This window comes from Cedecea davisae DSM 4568 (genome assembly GCF_000412335.2).
In the GTDB taxonomy this organism is placed as follows: domain Bacteria; phylum Pseudomonadota; class Gammaproteobacteria; order Enterobacterales; family Enterobacteriaceae; genus Cedecea; species Cedecea davisae.
In genome coordinates, this window is the sequence record NZ_KE161030.1 from 4,644,122 (window position 1) to 4,660,657 (window position 16,536).

The window sequence follows — 16,536 nt, forward strand, 5'->3', positions numbered from 1 at the left end:
GTTATAATTATCGAGCGGGCAATAAAAAAGCTGCCCGTAGGCAGCCTGGTATTCAACATTTATGACAACAGCTTATTCTACTGTTACCGATTTCGCCAGGTTACGCGGCTGGTCCACGTCTGTGCCTTTGATAAGCGCAACATGGTAAGAAAGCAGCTGTAGCGGCACGGTGTAGAAGATTGGGGCAATCACCTCTTCCACATGCGGCATCTCGATGATGTGCATATTGTCGCTACCGGTGAAACCGGCATCCTGGTCGGCGAAGACATACAGCTGGCCGCCACGAGCGCGCACTTCTTCAATGTTGGATTTCAGTTTTTCCAGCAGTTCGTTGTTTGGTGCCACAACGATAACCGGCATATCAGCATCAATTAACGCCAGCGGGCCATGTTTCAGCTCGCCTGCGGCGTAGGCTTCAGCGTGAATATAGGAAATCTCTTTCAGCTTCAGCGCACCTTCCATCGCGATCGGGTACTGATCCCCACGACCAAGGAACAGAGCATGATGTTTGTCGGAGAAATCTTCGGCTAAAGCTTCAATGCGTTTGTCCTGAGACAGCATCTGCTCGATGCGGCTCGGCAGCGCCTGCAGGCCGTGAACGATTTCGTGCTCAACGGAAGCATCTACACCCTTCAGACGCCCCAGCTTAGCCACCAGCATCAGCAGAACGGTAAGCTGGGTGGTAAATGCCTTGGTGGAAGCTACGCCGATTTCCGTTCCGGCTTTGGTCATCATCGCCAGGTCGGATTCGCGCACCAGAGAAGAACCCGGCACGTTACAAATCGCCAGAGAGCCAAGGTAACCCAGCTCTTTGGAAAGACGCAGCGCAGCGAGCGTATCGGCCGTTTCGCCAGACTGGGAAAGGGTGATCATCAGGCTGTTACGGCGAACCGCAGATTTGCGATAGCGGAATTCTGAGGCAATTTCGACGTCACAAGGTACGCCAGCAAGCGCTTCGAACCAGTAACGGGAAACCATACCGGAGTTATAAGAAGTTCCGCAGGCGACGATTTGAATGTGCTCAACCTGAGACAGCAGCTCGTTGGCTTTTGGCCCCAGCTCGCTCAAGTCCACCTCACCGTGACTGATGCGCCCGGTTAGCGTATTTTTGATGGCGTTTGGCTGCTCGTAGATCTCTTTCTGCATATAGTGGCGATAAATACCTTTGTCGCCCGCGTCATATTGCAGGTTTGATTCGATGTCCGGGCGCTTAACCTGCTCGCCTGTATTATCGAAAATCGTCACCGAGCGGCGGGTGACTTCGGCAATATCCCCCTCTTCCAGGAAGATAAAGCGACGGGTCACCGGCAGCAGCGCCAGCTGGTCGGAAGCAATGAAGTTTTCGCCCATGCCGAGGCCGATAACCAGCGGGCTACCGGAACGAGCGGCCAGCAGGGTGTCAGGATGACGAGTATCCATGATGACCGTGCCGTAGGCACCGCGCAGCTGAGGGATGGTGCGCAGCACGGCTTCGCGCAGCGTACCGCCCTGTTCCAGCTCCCAGTGCACCAGGTGAGCAATCACTTCGGTGTCGGTTTCGGAAACAAAGACGTAGCCGCGCTGTTGCAGCATTTCGCGCAGCGGTTCGTGGTTTTCAATGATACCGTTGTGCACCACCACGATGTAGTCAGAGACATGCGGGTGAGCATTGGTTTCTGAAGGTTCGCCGTGGGTTGCCCAGCGGGTGTGAGCGATACCGGTGCCGCCGTGCAGCTCGGTTCCCTCAGCCGCTTCGGCAAGCTTCTGTACTTTACCCAGGCGACGCAGACGGGTCATATGACCCTTTTCGTCCACAACCGCCAGACCCGCAGAGTCATAACCGCGGTATTCCAGGCGACGTAACCCTTCAAGAAGGATTTCAGCGATATCACGTTGCGCTACTGCGCCAACAATTCCACACATAATTTTAAGTCCTGATAATGGCGTTAGCCATGTGTTGTCGCTGACCTGTTTTTTCCGGTTTTCCGGAGCCCCGAGCCTTGTAGAGAGTGGGGTTATTTTTATGCTTACTGCTTTTGGGTGGAGGATTATGTTATCCCCTCACCCCGGCCCTCTTCCCAAAGGGGCGAGGGAGAAAAACACCGCACCGAACGATCCCCTCTCCCCTGTGGGGAGAGGGTTAGGGTGAGGGGTATAAATCCGTTACTTTTTCTTCACCGGACGCTGCCAGCCCTGAATATGGGTCTGCTTCACGCGGCTAATCACCAGCTCGTTTTCCGCCACATCACGCGTGATTGTCGTCCCGGCGCCAATAGTTACGCCGCGAGCCACGGTGACAGGAGCCACCAGCTGAGTGTCGGAGCCGACAAAGACATCGTCGCCGATGATGGTTTTGTGTTTGTTTGCACCGTCGTAGTTACAGGTGATGGTGCCCGCGCCAATGTTTACGTTGTCGCCAATTTCCGCATCACCGAGGTAGCTCAGGTGGCCAGCTTTAGAACCTTTGCCCAGGCGAGCTTTCTTCATTTCAACGAAGTTACCGACGTGTGCGCCTTCTGCCAGCTCGGCGCCTGGGCGCAGGCGGGCAAACGGCCCAATGGTGCAGGCTGCTTCAAGCGTGGCGTCTTCGATAACGGTATAAGGACTGATTTCACAGTCATCACCGATTACCGCGTTCTTGATAACGCAGCCGGTGCCAATTTTGACGCGATTGCCCAGCGTGACCTTGCCTTCCACAATGACATTAGTATCGATTTCAACATCGCGTCCGTGAACCAATTCACCGCGCAGATCGAAACGTGCCGGATCGCGCAGCATGACGCCGGCCAGCAGCAGCTTGTCCGCCTGTTCGGTCTGGAATACGCGCTCCAGGCGGGAGAGTTGCAGGCGGTTATTCACGCCCTCAACTTCACTCAGTCGATCCGGATGAACGGCGGCGATTTCGCGCCCTTCACCGTGGGCCAGGGCAATAATGTCCGTGATGTAGAACTCGCCCTGGGCGTTGTTATTATCCAGCTTACCAAGCCAACGCTTCAGGTCTGCGCCGTTAGCCACCAGAATCCCGGTGTTGATCTCGTTGATTTTGCGCTGCTCTTCGCTCGCGTCTTTATGTTCAACAATGCCGACAACTTGCCCGTTTTCACGCGCAATACGGCCATAGCCGGTTGGATCGTCAAGCTTAACGGTCAGCAGGCCAATGCCGCCTTGCGGTTTGGCTTCACGCAGGCGCCGTAAAGTATCAACAGAGATCAGCGGCACGTCGCCGTAAAGCATCAGAATGTCTTCGTCATCGGCAAAGAAAGGCGCGGCCATTTGCATTGCGTGGCCGGTTCCCAGCTGTTCTGCCTGAAGCACCCAGTTCAGCGAGTCATCGCTCAGGGTCTGCTTAAGCAGTTCGCCGCCGTGGCCGTATACCAGGTTAACCCGCTGAGCGCCCAGCTTATTAGCCGCATCAATAACATGCTGAACCATTGGCTTTCCGGCCAAAGTGTGCAGCACTTTCGGGAGGTCTGAATACATGCGGGTCCCTTTGCCTGCGGCAAGGATAACCACGCTCATTGCACTGTTTGACATACGTGTCCTGAATCGTGTGAGTTCGAGAAGTAAACCGATTTAGCCTTGAAAATTCTACATATTTTGCAGCAAAAAATGCATTGCCGCTAAATCATCCATTACCGGGCGTTTTGGGGCCTGTTTTTGATAAACATCGGCACCAGCCTGAGGGTAAAAAGTAGAAATTTGGCCTAATCTCTCTTTGTTACAGCTATATAGCGAGTTTAGAGCTTATTTTAGCGCCGGAATAAAGCTGAGGGATAAAAAAAATGCCAGTCTGGTTTCCCGGACTGGCATTTGTCTTTTCAAGCAGGTAGTTACATCGCTTTTCTGGTTAACTCGATAACGCGCAGTTTGGCGATAGCCTTAGCCAGTTCAGCAGAAGCCTGAGCGTAGTCCACGTCGCCGTGGGAGCTATGCATGTGTTCTTCAGCTTTACGTTTCGCTTCCAGGGCTCGCGCTTCGTCGAGATCCTGGCCGCGAATCGCTGTGTCAGCCAGTACGGTTACGTTACCCGGCTGCACTTCCAGAACACCACCGGACAGGTAGATAAACTCTTCATGTCCGTGCTGCTTCACGATGCGGATCATACCAGGCTTAATGGCGGTGAGCAGCGGGGCGTGGCCCGGGAAAATACCCAGTTCACCTTCGCTACCCGTTACCTGGATCTTCTCGACCAGACCGGAGAACAGTTGCTTCTCCGCGCTGACGACGTCCAGGTGATATGTCATAGCCATGTCACCCTCCGATTAGGCGTTAAAGTTTTTTAGCTTTCTCAACGGCTTCGTCGATAGAGCCAACCATGTAGAACGCCTGCTCTGGCAGATGGTCGTATTCGCCGTCCATGATGCCTTTAAAGCCACGGATGGTATCTTTCAGCGAAACGTATTTGCCTGGAGAACCGGTAAAGACTTCTGCTACGAAGAACGGCTGGGACAGGAAGCGCTGGATCTTACGCGCACGTGCCACAACCAGTTTGTCTTCTTCAGACAGTTCGTCCATACCCAGGATGGCGATGATGTCTTTCAGTTCCTGGTAACGCTGCAGGATAGACTGTACGCCACGAGCGGTATCGTAGTGTTCCTGACCAACAACCAGCGGGTCCAGCTGACGGCTGGTGGAGTCCAGCGGGTCTACTGCCGGGTAAATACCCAGAGATGCGATCTGGCGGCTCAGCGTAACAGTTGAGTCCAGGTGCGCAAAGGTGGTCGCCGGAGACGGGTCAGTCAAGTCATCCGCAGGAACGTAAACGGCCTGTACGGAGGTGATGGAACCGGTCTTGGTGGAGGTAATACGCTCCTGAAGAACACCCATCTCTTCCGCCAGAGTTGGCTGGTAACCTACCGCAGAAGGCATACGACCCAGCAGCGCGGATACTTCAGTACCGGCCAGGGTGTAACGGTAGATGTTATCAACGAACAGCAGAACGTCACGACCTTCGTCACGGAATTTCTCCGCGATGGTCAGACCGGTCAGCGCTACGCGCAGACGGTTACCCGGTGGCTCGTTCATCTGGCCGTAAACCAGGGCAACTTTGTCCAGAACGTTGGAGTCGGTCATTTCGTGATAGAAGTCGTTACCCTCACGAGTACGCTCACCCACGCCCGCAAACACGGAGTAGCCGGAGTGCTCGATCGCGATGTTACGGATAAGCTCCATCATGTTTACGGTTTTACCCACGCCCGCACCACCGAACAGACCTACTTTACCGCCCTTAGCGAACGGACAGATAAGGTCGATTACTTTGATGCCGGTTTCCAGCAGTTCCTGAGAGCTGGACAGCTCTTCATAGGAAGGTGCAGCGCGGTGAATAGCCCAACGGTCTTCTTCGCCGATATCGCCTTTCATGTCGATCGGCTGACCCAGCACGTTCATGATACGGCCAAGGGTCGCTTTACCTACCGGGACTTCGATCGGGTGCTCGAGGTCTTTAACTTCCAGACCACGACGCAGACCGTCGGAAGAACCCATAGCGATGGTACGCACGATACCGCCGCCGAGCTGCTGCTGAACTTCCAGCACCAGCTGCTCGCTGTTATTTTGTACTTCAAGCGCATCATAAACGCGCGGTACGCCGTCCTGAGGGAACTCGACGTCCACCACGGCGCCGATTACCTGGACAATCTTTCCAGTAGCCATCTTGAATCCTCTACGTAATTCGTTTACCCGTCATATTTCAATTTGCAGACGCGTTGACTGCCTTCCCTCACCTCAGTCACTTACTTAAGCAAGCTCCGAAGGATTCGCTCAGTTGCCGTCTTTCTGCAAACCGAACTATTTAGGGTAATAACCTGGTTAAACCGCGGACGCGCCACCGACGATTTCGGTGAGTTCCTGAGTAATGCTGGCCTGACGAGCTTTGTTGTAGACCAACTGCAGCTCTTTAATCAGGCTGCCGCCATTATCGGTCGCGGCTTTCATCGCCACCATACGCGCGGCCTGCTCGCTGGCCAGGTTTTCTACGACGCCCTGATAAACCTGAGATTCGACATAACGACGCAGCAGGGTGTCCAGCAGCGCTTTCGGATCCGGTTCGTACAGGTAGTCCCAGGATTTACGCTTCAGCTCCTCATCTTCTGATGCCGGTAACGGCAGCAGCTGAGTGATGGTCGGAACCTGAGACATGGTGTTGATAAATTTGTTGCTTACAACGTACAGCTTGTCCAGACGACCTTCGTCGTAGGCCTGTAACATCACTTTCACCGGGCCAATCAGTTCGGACAGGGAAGGGTTATCTCCCATGCCGGTCACCTGAGCAACCACGTTGCCACCAACGGAATTGAAGAAAGACACGCCTTTTGAGCCGATCATCGCGAGTTCGCTCTGAACGCCTTTATCGGACCATGCTTTCATATCCGCCAGCACTTTTTTGAACAGGTTGATGTTCAAACCACCGCACAGACCACGATCGGTCGACACCACCAGGTAGCCCACGCGCTTAACGTCGCGTTCTTCCAGGTAAGGGTGCTTATATTCCAGATTACCGGTTGCAAGGTGACCAATCACTTTGCGCATGGTATCTGCATAAGGACGGCTGGCCGCCATGCGATCCTGCGATTTACGCATTTTGGAAGCGGCGACCATTTCCATCGCTTTGGTGATCTTCTGCGTGTTCTGGACGCTTGCGATCTTACTACGTATCTCTTTTGCGCCGGCCATGAGCTTCTCCTCAATGCCTCGCGGCCTGCCCTAAGGCAAGCCGCCAGACGTTACCAGGACTGGGTTGCTTTAAACGAGTCGAGGATGCCTTTCAGCTTGCCTTCGATCTCATCGTTATAGCCACCGGTCTGGTTAATCTCTTGCATCAGCGGAGCGTGATCACGGTCAGCGTAAGCCAGCAGAGCGGCTTCGAAGCTACCGATTTTCGCCAGTTCCACGTCTTCGAGGTAACCGCGTTCAGCCGCGAACAGCACCAGGCCCTGCTGTGCAACAGACATTGGGGCATACTGTTTCTGTTTCAGCAGCTCGGTCACTTTCTGACCATGGCTCAGCTGTTTACGGGTTGCTTCGTCCAGATCGGATGCGAACTGAGAGAACGCAGCCAGTTCACGATACTGTGCCAGCGCGGTACGAATACCACCGGACAGTTTCTTGATGATCTTGGTCTGAGCAGCACCACCAACACGAGATACCGAGATACCCGGGTTAACTGCCGGACGAATACCGGAGTTAAACAGGTTGGTTTCCAGGAAGATCTGACCATCGGTAATCGAAATTACGTTGGTCGGAACGAACGCAGAAACGTCACCAGCCTGAGTTTCGATGATCGGCAACGCGGTCAGGGAGCCGGTTTTACCTTTTACTTCACCTTTGGTGAAGTTCTCGACGTATTCAGCGTTAACGCGGGATGCGCGCTCCAGCAGACGGGAGTGGAGGTAGAACACGTCGCCAGGGAAGGCTTCACGGCCCGGTGGACGACGAAGCAGCAGGGAAACCTGACGGTAAGCAACAGCCTGTTTGGACAGGTCATCGTATACGATCAGCGCATCTTCACCGCGGTCACGGAAGTATTCACCCATTGCACAACCGGCATATGGTGCCAGGTATTGCAGTGCAGCGGATTCAGAAGCGGTCGCCACAACAACGATGGTGTTAGCCAGCGCGCCGTGCTCTTCCAGCTTACGAACTACGTTAGAAATGGTGGACGCTTTCTGGCCGATAGCCACGTACACACATTTGATGCCGGAGTCACGCTGGTTGATGATGGCGTCGATTGCCATCGCGGTTTTACCGGTCTGACGGTCACCGATGATAAGTTCACGCTGACCACGACCGATTGGGATCATGGCATCAACGGATTTATAACCCGTTTGAACCGGCTGATCGACGGACTGACGTTCGATAACGCCCGGTGCGATAACTTCGATTGGCGAGAAGCCATCGTTATCAATCGGACCTTTACCGTCAATTGGCGCACCCAGGGTGTTCACCACGCGGCCCAGCAGGCCACGGCCAACCGGTACTTCGAGGATACGGCCAGTACACTTAACTTTCATGCCTTCGGCAAGGTCAGCGTATGGGCCCATAACTACGGCACCTACGGAGTCGCGCTCCAGGTTCAGTGCGATAGCGTAACGGTTTCCCGGCAGGGAAATCATCTCACCCTGCATACAATCGGCCAGGCCGTGAACGCGGATAATACCGTCACTTACAGATACAATTGTACCTTCGTTGTGAGCTTCACTCACAACATTGAACTGAGCAATGCGCTGCTTGATCAGTTCGCTGATTTCGGTGGAATTCAGTTGCATGCTCCAGTCCCCTTAAGACTGCAAGACGTCTGCAAGGCGTTCAAGACGGCCGCGTACGCTACCGTCAATGACCATATCACCCGACTGGATGATAACGCCCGCCATAACAGACTTATCGATTTTGCAATTCAGCTTAACTTTGCGTGACAGACGTTTTTCCATTGCAGCGGTAATATTCGCAAGCTGTTCATCACTCAGGGAAGCCGCAGAAGTTACTTGAACTTCAGCAATGGCTTCGCTCAGGGCGCGTAAATGCGCAAACTGCTCGAGAACATCCGGGAGCGCTTTCAAACGACCATTATCAGCCATAACCCGAATCAGGTTTTGGCCGTTGGCATCCAGCTGCTCGCCGCAAATGGCGATGAACGAATCTGCGAGCGTTTCAGGTGCCAGTGCACCGGAAAGGAGCTCTTCCATTTGTTCGTTTTTCGTTACCTCGGCAGCAAACGCCAGCATGTTCTGCCAGCGGTCTACGCTCTGGTGTTCGACGGCAAAGTCAAAAGCTGCTTTGGCGTAGGGGCGAGCTACAGTAACAAATTCAGACATCAGCCCCTCCCTCCTTACAGTTCAGCGACCAGTTTATCGACGATGTCGCTGTTAGCAGCTTCATCTACGGAACGTTCGATTATCTTCTCGGCACCGGCAATTGCCAGCAGAGCGACCTGCTTACGCAGCTCTTCACGAGCGCGCTTACGCTCCGCGTCGATTTCTGCCTGAGCCTGTTCAACGATTTTATTACGTTCCTGCTCTGCCTCAGTTTTCGCTTCATCAAGGATCTGCGCACGGCGTTTGTTCGCCTGCTCAATAATCACCTGAGCTTCCGCTTTGGCTTTTTTCAGCTGGTCGGTCGCGTTGGCCTGTGCAAGGTCAAGGTCCTTGTGAGCACGTTCAGCAGAAGCAAGACCGTCAGCAATTTCTTTTTGACGTTTCTCGATGGCTGCCATTAAAGGCGGCCATACATACTTCATGCAGAACAGAACAAACAGGACAAACGCGATGGCCTGGCCGAGGATTGTTGCGTTAATGTTCACAGCACAATGCCTCTTTGTTAGTTAACGTTCTGATATTGCTTGATGACTCAAACATCGCTCACTACGCGACGGCGAACATCACGTACAGACCCAGACCAACAGCGATCATTGGGATTGCATCCACCAGACCCATAACGATAAAGAACTGAGTACGCAGCAGTGGAATCAGATCTGGTTGGCGTGCAGCGCCTTCCAGGAATTTGCCCCCGAGGATGCCGATACCGATCGCAGCACCGATTGCCGCCAGACCCATCATCACAGCGGCAGCCATGTACAGCAGATCCATATTCAGGTTTTCCATGACAGTCTCCAAGTTTGTTTCAGTTAAACGCAGTAGTGGTAAGTAAATTAATGTTCTTCAGACGCCATCGACAGATAGACGATCGTCAGAACCATGAAGATGAAGGCTTGCAGCGTAATAATCAGGATGTGGAAAATGGCCCATGGCACATTCAGAATCCACTGTGACCACCACGGCAGCAGGCCAGCAATCAGAATGAAAATCAGCTCACCGGCATACATGTTGCCGAACAGTCGCAGACCCAGCGATACAGGTTTGGACAGCAGGCTTACCCCTTCAAGGATTAAGTTGAACGGAATAAATGCCCAGTGATTGAACGGCTGCAGCGTCAGCTCTTTCGTGAAGCCGCCAATGCCTTTCATTTTGATGCTGTAGAACAGGATCAGGACAAACACGCCCAGCGCCATTGAGAGGGTGATATTCACGTCAGCAGACGGCACCACACGCAGGGCAGGGAGGCCAAAGATGTGCTCGCCGATGTACGGCAGCAGATCGATTGGCAACAGGTCCATCACGTTCATCAGGAAGACCCAGACGAAAATCGTCAGAGCCAGTGGAGCGATAACCTTGCTTTTGCCATGGTACATGTCTTTCACACTGCCATGTACAAAGCCAATGATCAGCTCTACAAAAGTCTGAAATTTACCCGGGACGCCGCTGGTCGCGGTTTTCGCCACTTTACGGAACAACACCAGGAACACCAGACCCAGAAATACTGAGAAGAACATGGAGTCGATGTTGAGCGTCCAGAAGGTAGCCGGGGGGTTATGCGGATCCACCAGCGAGAAAGTACGCAGGTCCAGCTGAAGGTTATTCAGGTGGTGACCTATATACTCCTGCGGTGTAGAGATTTCTCCTGCAGACATGATGCCTCTTACCCTTTGTTGTTAATTACAGCTGGTGCGAGTATCTGCACAACCAGCACCGAAACCCACGTCACTATTAGCGGCAAAAACACCGCCTTAAAGTACGCCAGCGCCACCACCAGAATAGTAAAGGTCGCAATCACCTTCAGCACTTCGCCGATGGCGAATGTCCAGGCCACGCGGCCTTTAGAGGGTGTATGCGCCTGATGGCGCCAGGCAAAAATCATAAACAGTACGTTTGGCAGCCAAACTGCCATGCCTCCGCCAACGGCAGAAGCGCCCCATGAGGGAGCTTTCAGGCAAAACAGCAGTCCGATTGCCACTACAGCCAGAAGTTGGATGAACAGAAGCTTACGGGCTACGTTCTTACTCAAGAGCGACACTGACATGACGTTTCCTAACTCCTGCCACCTATGAGGTATGTCGCGTGTCGTATAAAACTGTCTTTGCGACTCTGAGTCAAGCCTCAAAAAGCGAGCAAATTATACGGTGCGGCCCAGTGATTTCAAACAATAAGTAGCGAAAAGGTGAACAAATGTTTAATTAATTTTCCGCACGGCCATTTTCTTACTTTTGATGAATCCCGTCAGCTTCCTCAAAAAGTGCAAATAAGCCGAAATAGCCAGCAGCAAAGCGTGCACGGGATCACAAATTAAACATCTTATCCCCGGCCGCGATTTTGCTGCCTCATAAAGCACTAATTACATATGACTGATAATTAAGCTGATTAATGCATACTCTGTTTAAAACAACCTGAAACGTCATTTAAACCTTTCATTGACATCGCAGTAAAACTTTTAACATCCAATACAGACCATTCTGCGACGTAATTTTAGCCGGATGATATTTTCAAATAAAACTATTACCCTGGTAATTAACTCATCCGGCGTTAAGGTTAGGATAATTCCTGGTTAAAGTTTGGTTAAATGTAACCAACCATTTCATCGGTAACGATGGGGAATTTTAACCTGGGTGAAACATCTCTATCGCGTCGTTTTTTGACAAATATTAAGTTTTGTTTGGCTTAATGCGCACCAAATGCCTCTCCCCTTCCAGGCCGGGGACCTCAAGTTTGACGATATCTTCGACGGCAAACCCTGCCGGTAAAGCGCTTATCTCGTCATCCGGGCGAATGCCTTTCAGCGCATAGAAGCGGCCGTGCTCACCCGGCAGGTGGTGGCACCAGGTCACCATGTCGTTCAGCGAAGCGAAAGCGCGGCTGATAACCCCGTCAAACGGCGGTTCTGCCGGGAAATCTTCAACCCTGCTCTGCACCGGCGTGATGTTCTCAAGCTTAAGTTCGTGCTGGACCTGGCGCAGAAAACGCACGCGCTTGCCGAGGCTGTCCAGCAGGGTGAAATGCGAGTCCGGACGAACGATCGCCAGCGGAATACCCGGCAGGCCAGGACCCGTGCCAACGTCGATAAAGCGACTCCCCTGCAGGTGAGGCTCAACCACGATGCTGTCGAGAATATGGCGTACCAGCATCTCGTCCGGATTGCGGACCGAAGTGAGGTTGTAAGCCTTGTTCCATTTGTCGAGCAGCGAGACGTAGCCCACCAGCTGCTGCTGCTGAGTTTCCGGTAGAGTGATGCCCGCTTCTTTCAGCAGACGGGATAATTTAGTCAGCACGTTGTAAAACCCATAAAAAAATAGGCCAGGTTTGCCTGGCCCGTTATCGTTTATTTTCAGGCGCTGCGTCGCAGCAGACCCTGTTTTTTCAGCCAGATAAGCAAAATAGAGATCGCCGCAGGGGTAATACCCGAAATGCGTGTCGCCTGGCCAATAGAAACCGGTTTGTGATCGTTAAGCTTGGCAATCACTTCGTTGGACAGCCCGTTAACCTGGCTGTAATCAAGCGTCGCAGGCAGCAAAGTATTCTCGTTACGCTGCTGTTTTTCAATCTCATCCTGCTGGCGAGCGATGTAGCCTTCGTATTTCACCTGGATCTCAACCTGCTCTGCCGCCTGAGGATCTTCAAGCCCCGGAGCAAACGGCGAGAGCTGCATCATGGAAGCATAGGTCATTTCCGGGCGACGCAGCAGATCTTCACCGTTAGCTTCCCGCGAGAGCGGTGCGCTAAGGCGAGCATTCACTTCTTCGATTTGCTCAGAGTGCGGGTGCAGCCAGACATCTTTCAGGCGCTGACGCTCACGCTCGATCATTTCAAGCTTGTCGTTAAAGCGTGCCCAGCGCTCGTCGTCAACCAGGCCCAGCTCGCGGCCCGCTTCGGTCAGACGCAGGTCGGCGTTGTCTTCACGCAGCATCAGGCGATACTCGGCGCGTGAGGTAAACATGCGGTACGGCTCTTTGGTCCCCAGAGTGCACAGGTCATCGACCAGGACACCAAGGTAAGCCTGGGAGCGCGCTGGTGCCCAACCGTCTTTTTCGGCCGAAGAGCGCGCGGCGTTCAGACCCGCGAGCAGACCCTGGGCAGCGGCCTCTTCATAGCCGGTCGTCCCGTTGATCTGTCCGGCAAAGAACAGGCCCTGAATATATTTACTTTCCAGCGTAGGTTTCAAATCACGCGGATCGAAGAAATCGTACTCAATAGCGTAGCCAGGACGAACGATCTTCGCGTTTTCCATCCCTTTCATCGAGCGGACGATTTGCATCTGCACGTCAAACGGCAGGCTGGTGGAGATGCCGTTCGGGTAAATTTCGTTGCTGGTCAGGCCTTCCGGCTCAAGGAAGATCTGGTGTGCGTTGCGGTCGGCAAAACGCATTACTTTATCTTCGATAGACGGGCAGTAACGTGGGCCAATACCTTCGATAACACCCGCATACATTGGGCTGCGGTCGAGGTTATTACGAATAACCTCGTGAGTTTGCTCGTTGGTATAGGTCATGTAACACGGCACTTGCGCAGGATGCTGGTTAACGTTCCCCATGAACGAGAACACCGGCATTGGATTATCGCCATGCTGCTGGGCAAGTACGCTGAAATCGATAGTGCGTGCGTCAATACGCGGAGGCGTGCCGGTTTTAAGGCGACCGACGCGCAGCGGGAGTTCACGTAAACGACGGGAAAGCGGGATCGAAGGAGGATCGCCTGCACGTCCGCCGCTGTAGTTATCCATCCCGATGTGGATCTTGCCGTCGAGGAAGGTGCCTACGGTGAGCACAACCGCTTTGGCGCGGAATTTAAGCCCCATCTGGGTTACGGCGCCGACAACGCGATCGTTTTCAACGATCAGGTCTTCAACCGCCTGCTGGAAGATCATTAGATTAGGCTGGTTTTCCAGTGCGGTACGAACGGCTTGCCGGTAAAGCACGCGGTCTGCCTGAGCACGAGTGGCGCGAACCGCCGGGCCTTTGCTGGCGTTTAGTATCCTAAACTGGATGCCGGCACTGTCGATGGCCTTCGCCATCAAGCCACCGAGGGCGTCCACTTCCTTAACCAAATGTCCCTTGCCAATACCGCCAATTGCCGGGTTACAGGACATCTGTCCCAGCGTGTCGATATTGTGTGTCAGAAGCAGGGTCTGCTGACCCATACGAGCTGCGGCCATTGCCGCCTCTGTGCCTGCATGACCCCCGCCGATGATGATGACGTCAAAAGGATCTGGATAAAACATGGTAACTGCCTCGGTTGCGCGATGAGGGTTTGTGACTTCCCGGGCTGGGGATTCTACTCAACTTTAGTCTTTCGAGAAAGCATCGGGATCTTTGGTAATTAAAAGAAGATCTTTTTTATTTAAAGATCTCTTTATTATGATCTCTTATTAGGATCGACCACATCTGTGGATAACCCATTTTACTGCATCAGGATCAATGACCTGGAAAGGATCGTTTGCTGTGAATGATCGGTGATCCCAGACAGTATAAGCTGGGATCAGAATGGAGGTTTATACACAACTCAAAAAGTGAACAGGAGTTGTTATTTGGATAACTACTGCTTAATCCAAGCTTTTAACCAGACTTATCCACATCTGATCGGACGATCTTTACACTTCAGGGAGTAAATTTTTCCATGATCCGACCCAAACCTCTGCCGGATCTTCAGGAATATCGTGTTCGAGGATGTTTATTTTGAGCAATTCCCCCAAACGGGTGGCCCCACATTCACTCAGCAACAGGTCTATCTTCTCTATTGCACCGCAAAACGTATCGTATTCGCGGCTGCCTATTCCGACTGCGCCGTAGATTACGCCGCTCAAGTTCGGACGCTGTTCATTTATAGCGTCATATAAAGGCTGCAGGTTATCCGGCAGATCGCCAGCGCCGTGCGTAGAGGAGATAACCAGCCAGATACCGCTGGTGGACAGATCTTCCAGCAGAGGGCCGTGCTGAATTTCAGTGCTATGCCCCGCTTCCTCCAGCTTTTCAGCCAGGTGTTCTGCTACATACTCGGCGCTGCCAAGCGTACTGCCGCTAATCAGAGTGATATCTGCCATTATGTCCCGCCTTTTCAGATCGAGGCGTATTGTACGCTGTGAAAGGGCGGGGATCTACCTGTGGATAATATGGGTATTAAAATTAACGCTTAGGGGCGGATGGTGCGCATGATCGGGTTTTGCAGGGAGATCAGCGTTTCCGTGGACTGAATTTCATCGATTGTTTGGATCTTGTTGATAAGTACCTGCTGCAGGGCATCAATAGATCGGCACATGACCTTAATAAAGATGCTGTAGTGGCCCGTGGTGTAATAGGCCTCGGTCACTTCGTCGAGGTTTTCCAGCTTGGTCAGCGCCGAGGGGTAATCTTTGGCGCTCTTAAGAATAATGCCGATAAAGCAGCAAACGTCATAGCCGAGCTGCTTTGGACTGATGTCGATGCGTGCCCCGGTAATGATGCCAGCCTGCTTCATCTTCTCTACGCGAACGTGAATCGTCCCCGGGCTGACGCCAAATTGTTTGGCCAGTTCGGCATAAGCGGTGCGCGCATTTGCCATTAATGCTTCCAGTATCCCGCGATCGAGATTGTCGATCTGATAATTATCCATCACTTTTTCCTATGATAAATGCCGATTCTCCATTTTTTATAGCCTTAAATTCGTCGATTAAAAAGAGGAAGGGCTTTTTTATTATTGATTATTGAATCTGATGCCATGTTTGTTGCTTAATCGTTGACAGAAACAACACAACAAAGAGAAAAGCCATGAAAACTGCCTACATTGCTAAACAGCGCCAGATTAGTTTTGTGAAAGCTCATTTTTCCCGTCAGCTGGAAGAGAAGCTTGGTCTGATTGAAGTCCAGGCCCCGATTCTTAGCCGCGTGGGTGATGGCACACAGGACAACCTCTCAGGCAGCGAAAAAGCGGTGCAGGTAAAGGTGAAAACCTTGCCTCAGGCGCAGTTTGAAGTGGTGCATTCGCTGGCCAAATGGAAAAGAAAAACGCTCGGCCAGCATGACTTCAGCGCGGGCGAAGGGCTTTACACGCACATGAAGGCCCTGCGCCCCGATGAAGACCGTTTATCACCTATTCACTCGGTATATGTGGATCAGTGGGACTGGGAACGCGTGATGGGAGACGGCGAGCGTCACCTGGGGACGTTGAAACAGACGGTAGAAAGCATTTGGGCGGCAATAAAAGCCACCGAAGCTGAGGTAAGCGAGCATTTTGGGCTGGACGCTTTCCTGCCGGAGCAGATTCATTTTGTTCACAGCGAAACCTTGCTACAACGCTTCCCTGAGCTGGACGCCAAAGGCCGCGAACGTGCGATTGCCAAAGAACTTGGCGCGGTATTTTTGATGGGCATCGGCGGCAAACTGTCGGACGGCAAGCGTCACGATGTTCGCGCCCCGGATTATGATGACTGGTCTACTCAGGCTGAAGGCGGCCTGGCCGGTTTAAACGGCGATATTCTGGTGTGGAACCCGGTGCTTGAAGACGCTATCGAGCTCTCTTCTATGGGGATCCGCGTGGATGCTGAAACCCTGAAGCGCCAGCTGGCTACAACCGGCGATGAAGATCGCATGGCGCTGGAGTGGCACCAGTCGCTGGTAAAAGGCGAGATGCCGCAAACTATCGGCGGCGGTATCGGTCAGTCACGCCTGACAATGTTGCTGCTACAGCTGCCGCACATCGGCCAGGTTCAGTGCGGCGTATGGTCGCCAGAGATTCAGGGCAAGGTCAGCGGTCTGCTGTAATT

16 protein-coding genes are annotated in these 16,536 nt (G+C 52.9%); 1 reads left to right on the forward strand and 15 read right to left on the reverse strand.

Annotated elements, in window-relative coordinates; translation table 11 throughout:
• Positions 1-72: 72 nt before the first annotated feature.
• From glmS to asnC, 15 genes are all read right to left on the reverse strand, one after another.
• Positions 73-1,902 (reverse strand): glutamine--fructose-6-phosphate transaminase (isomerizing), encoded by a 1,830-nt coding sequence (gene glmS, locus HMPREF0201_RS21170; protein ID WP_016538820.1) that lies wholly within the window; start codon positions 1,900-1,902, stop codon positions 73-75.
• A gap of 240 nt (positions 1,903-2,142) precedes the next feature.
• Positions 2,143-3,513: a bifunctional UDP-N-acetylglucosamine diphosphorylase/glucosamine-1-phosphate N-acetyltransferase GlmU gene (gene glmU / locus HMPREF0201_RS21175; RefSeq protein WP_039898978.1), complete on the reverse strand. Its 1,371-nt coding sequence runs from the start codon at positions 3,511-3,513 to the stop codon at positions 2,143-2,145.
• Positions 3,514-3,809: 296 nt separating this feature from the next.
• Complete coding sequence (locus HMPREF0201_RS21180) at positions 3,810-4,229, reverse strand: F0F1 ATP synthase subunit epsilon (RefSeq protein ID WP_016538822.1); 420 nt, start codon at positions 4,227-4,229, stop codon at positions 3,810-3,812.
• Between the two features lie 19 nt (positions 4,230-4,248).
• Positions 4,249-5,631 (reverse strand): F0F1 ATP synthase subunit beta, encoded by a 1,383-nt coding sequence (atpD, locus tag HMPREF0201_RS21185; RefSeq protein WP_016538823.1) that lies wholly within the window; start codon positions 5,629-5,631, stop codon positions 4,249-4,251.
• Between the two features lie 156 nt (positions 5,632-5,787).
• Positions 5,788-6,651 (reverse strand): F0F1 ATP synthase subunit gamma, encoded by an 864-nt coding sequence (gene atpG / locus HMPREF0201_RS21190; RefSeq protein WP_016538824.1) that lies wholly within the window; start codon positions 6,649-6,651, stop codon positions 5,788-5,790.
• 50 nt (positions 6,652-6,701) lie between these two features.
• Positions 6,702-8,243 (reverse strand): F0F1 ATP synthase subunit alpha, encoded by a 1,542-nt coding sequence (gene atpA / locus HMPREF0201_RS21195; protein WP_016538825.1) that lies wholly within the window; start codon positions 8,241-8,243, stop codon positions 6,702-6,704.
• A gap of 12 nt (positions 8,244-8,255) precedes the next feature.
• Positions 8,256-8,789, reverse strand: coding sequence for a F0F1 ATP synthase subunit delta (gene atpH, locus HMPREF0201_RS21200; protein WP_016538826.1), 534 nt, complete (start codon positions 8,787-8,789; stop codon positions 8,256-8,258).
• Between the two features lie 14 nt (positions 8,790-8,803).
• Positions 8,804-9,274, reverse strand: a complete 471-nt coding sequence (gene atpF / locus HMPREF0201_RS21205) for a F0F1 ATP synthase subunit B (RefSeq protein WP_016538827.1) — start codon at positions 9,272-9,274, stop codon at positions 8,804-8,806.
• A gap of 61 nt (positions 9,275-9,335) precedes the next feature.
• Positions 9,336-9,575 carry a F0F1 ATP synthase subunit C gene (gene atpE, locus HMPREF0201_RS21210; protein WP_000429386.1) on the reverse strand — a complete coding sequence of 80 codons (240 nt, stop codon included), beginning with the start codon at positions 9,573-9,575 and terminating at the stop codon, positions 9,336-9,338.
• Positions 9,576-9,622: 47 nt separating this feature from the next.
• Entirely contained in the window at positions 9,623-10,441 is an 819-nt protein-coding gene (gene atpB, locus HMPREF0201_RS21215; RefSeq protein WP_016538828.1) for a F0F1 ATP synthase subunit A, read from the reverse strand.
• 8 nt (positions 10,442-10,449) lie between these two features.
• Positions 10,450-10,830: a F0F1 ATP synthase subunit I gene (gene atpI / locus HMPREF0201_RS21220; RefSeq protein WP_016538829.1), complete on the reverse strand. Its 381-nt coding sequence runs from the start codon at positions 10,828-10,830 to the stop codon at positions 10,450-10,452.
• Positions 10,831-11,449: 619 nt separating this feature from the next.
• Complete coding sequence (rsmG, locus tag HMPREF0201_RS21225) at positions 11,450-12,073, reverse strand: 16S rRNA (guanine(527)-N(7))-methyltransferase RsmG (RefSeq protein ID WP_016538831.1); 624 nt, start codon at positions 12,071-12,073, stop codon at positions 11,450-11,452.
• 56 nt (positions 12,074-12,129) lie between these two features.
• Positions 12,130-14,019 carry a tRNA uridine-5-carboxymethylaminomethyl(34) synthesis enzyme MnmG gene (gene mnmG / locus HMPREF0201_RS21230; protein ID WP_016538832.1) on the reverse strand — a complete coding sequence of 630 codons (1,890 nt, stop codon included), beginning with the start codon at positions 14,017-14,019 and terminating at the stop codon, positions 12,130-12,132.
• 369 nt (positions 14,020-14,388) lie between these two features.
• A complete protein-coding gene (mioC, locus tag HMPREF0201_RS21235) occupies positions 14,389-14,838 on the reverse strand; it encodes an FMN-binding protein MioC (protein WP_016538833.1) in 450 nt (149 codons plus the stop codon).
• Positions 14,839-14,927: 89 nt separating this feature from the next.
• A complete protein-coding gene (gene asnC / locus HMPREF0201_RS21240; protein WP_008457765.1) occupies positions 14,928-15,386 on the reverse strand; it encodes a transcriptional regulator AsnC in 459 nt (152 codons plus the stop codon).
• A 155-nt stretch (positions 15,387-15,541) separates the two neighbouring features.
• Between asnC and asnA the strand changes: the two genes are divergently transcribed.
• The gene (asnA, locus tag HMPREF0201_RS21245; RefSeq protein ID WP_016538834.1) at positions 15,542-16,534 is read left to right on the forward strand and encodes an aspartate--ammonia ligase; all 993 of its coding nucleotides are present in this window, start codon (positions 15,542-15,544) and stop codon (positions 16,532-16,534) included.
• Positions 16,535-16,536: the final 2 nt, after the last annotated feature.

Coding starts and splice junctions, on each gene's coding strand:
- asnC (WP_008457765.1), bottom strand. CDS start 15,386: ATGGATAATTATCAGATCGACAATCTCGATCGCGGGATACTGGAAGCA.
- atpB (WP_016538828.1), bottom strand. CDS start 10,441: ATGTCTGCAGGAGAAATCTCTACACCGCAGGAGTATATAGGTCACCAC.
- atpD (WP_016538823.1), bottom strand. CDS start 5,631: ATGGCTACTGGAAAGATTGTCCAGGTAATCGGCGCCGTGGTGGACGTC.
- atpA (WP_016538825.1), bottom strand. CDS start 8,243: ATGCAACTGAATTCCACCGAAATCAGCGAACTGATCAAGCAGCGCATT.
- HMPREF0201_RS21180 (WP_016538822.1), bottom strand. CDS start 4,229: ATGGCTATGACATATCACCTGGACGTCGTCAGCGCGGAGAAGCAACTG.
- atpE (WP_000429386.1), bottom strand. CDS start 9,575: ATGGAAAACCTGAATATGGATCTGCTGTACATGGCTGCCGCTGTGATG.
- asnA (WP_016538834.1), top strand. CDS start 15,542: ATGAAAACTGCCTACATTGCTAAACAGCGCCAGATTAGTTTTGTGAAA.
- atpI (WP_016538829.1), bottom strand. CDS start 10,830: ATGTCAGTGTCGCTCTTGAGTAAGAACGTAGCCCGTAAGCTTCTGTTC.
- glmS (WP_016538820.1), bottom strand. CDS start 1,902: ATGTGTGGAATTGTTGGCGCAGTAGCGCAACGTGATATCGCTGAAATC.
- atpH (WP_016538826.1), bottom strand. CDS start 8,789: ATGTCTGAATTTGTTACTGTAGCTCGCCCCTACGCCAAAGCAGCTTTT.
- atpG (WP_016538824.1), bottom strand. CDS start 6,651: ATGGCCGGCGCAAAAGAGATACGTAGTAAGATCGCAAGCGTCCAGAAC.
- mioC (WP_016538833.1), bottom strand. CDS start 14,838: ATGGCAGATATCACTCTGATTAGCGGCAGTACGCTTGGCAGCGCCGAG.
- glmU (WP_039898978.1), bottom strand. CDS start 3,513: ATGTCAAACAGTGCAATGAGCGTGGTTATCCTTGCCGCAGGCAAAGGG.
- mnmG (WP_016538832.1), bottom strand. CDS start 14,019: ATGTTTTATCCAGATCCTTTTGACGTCATCATCATCGGCGGGGGTCAT.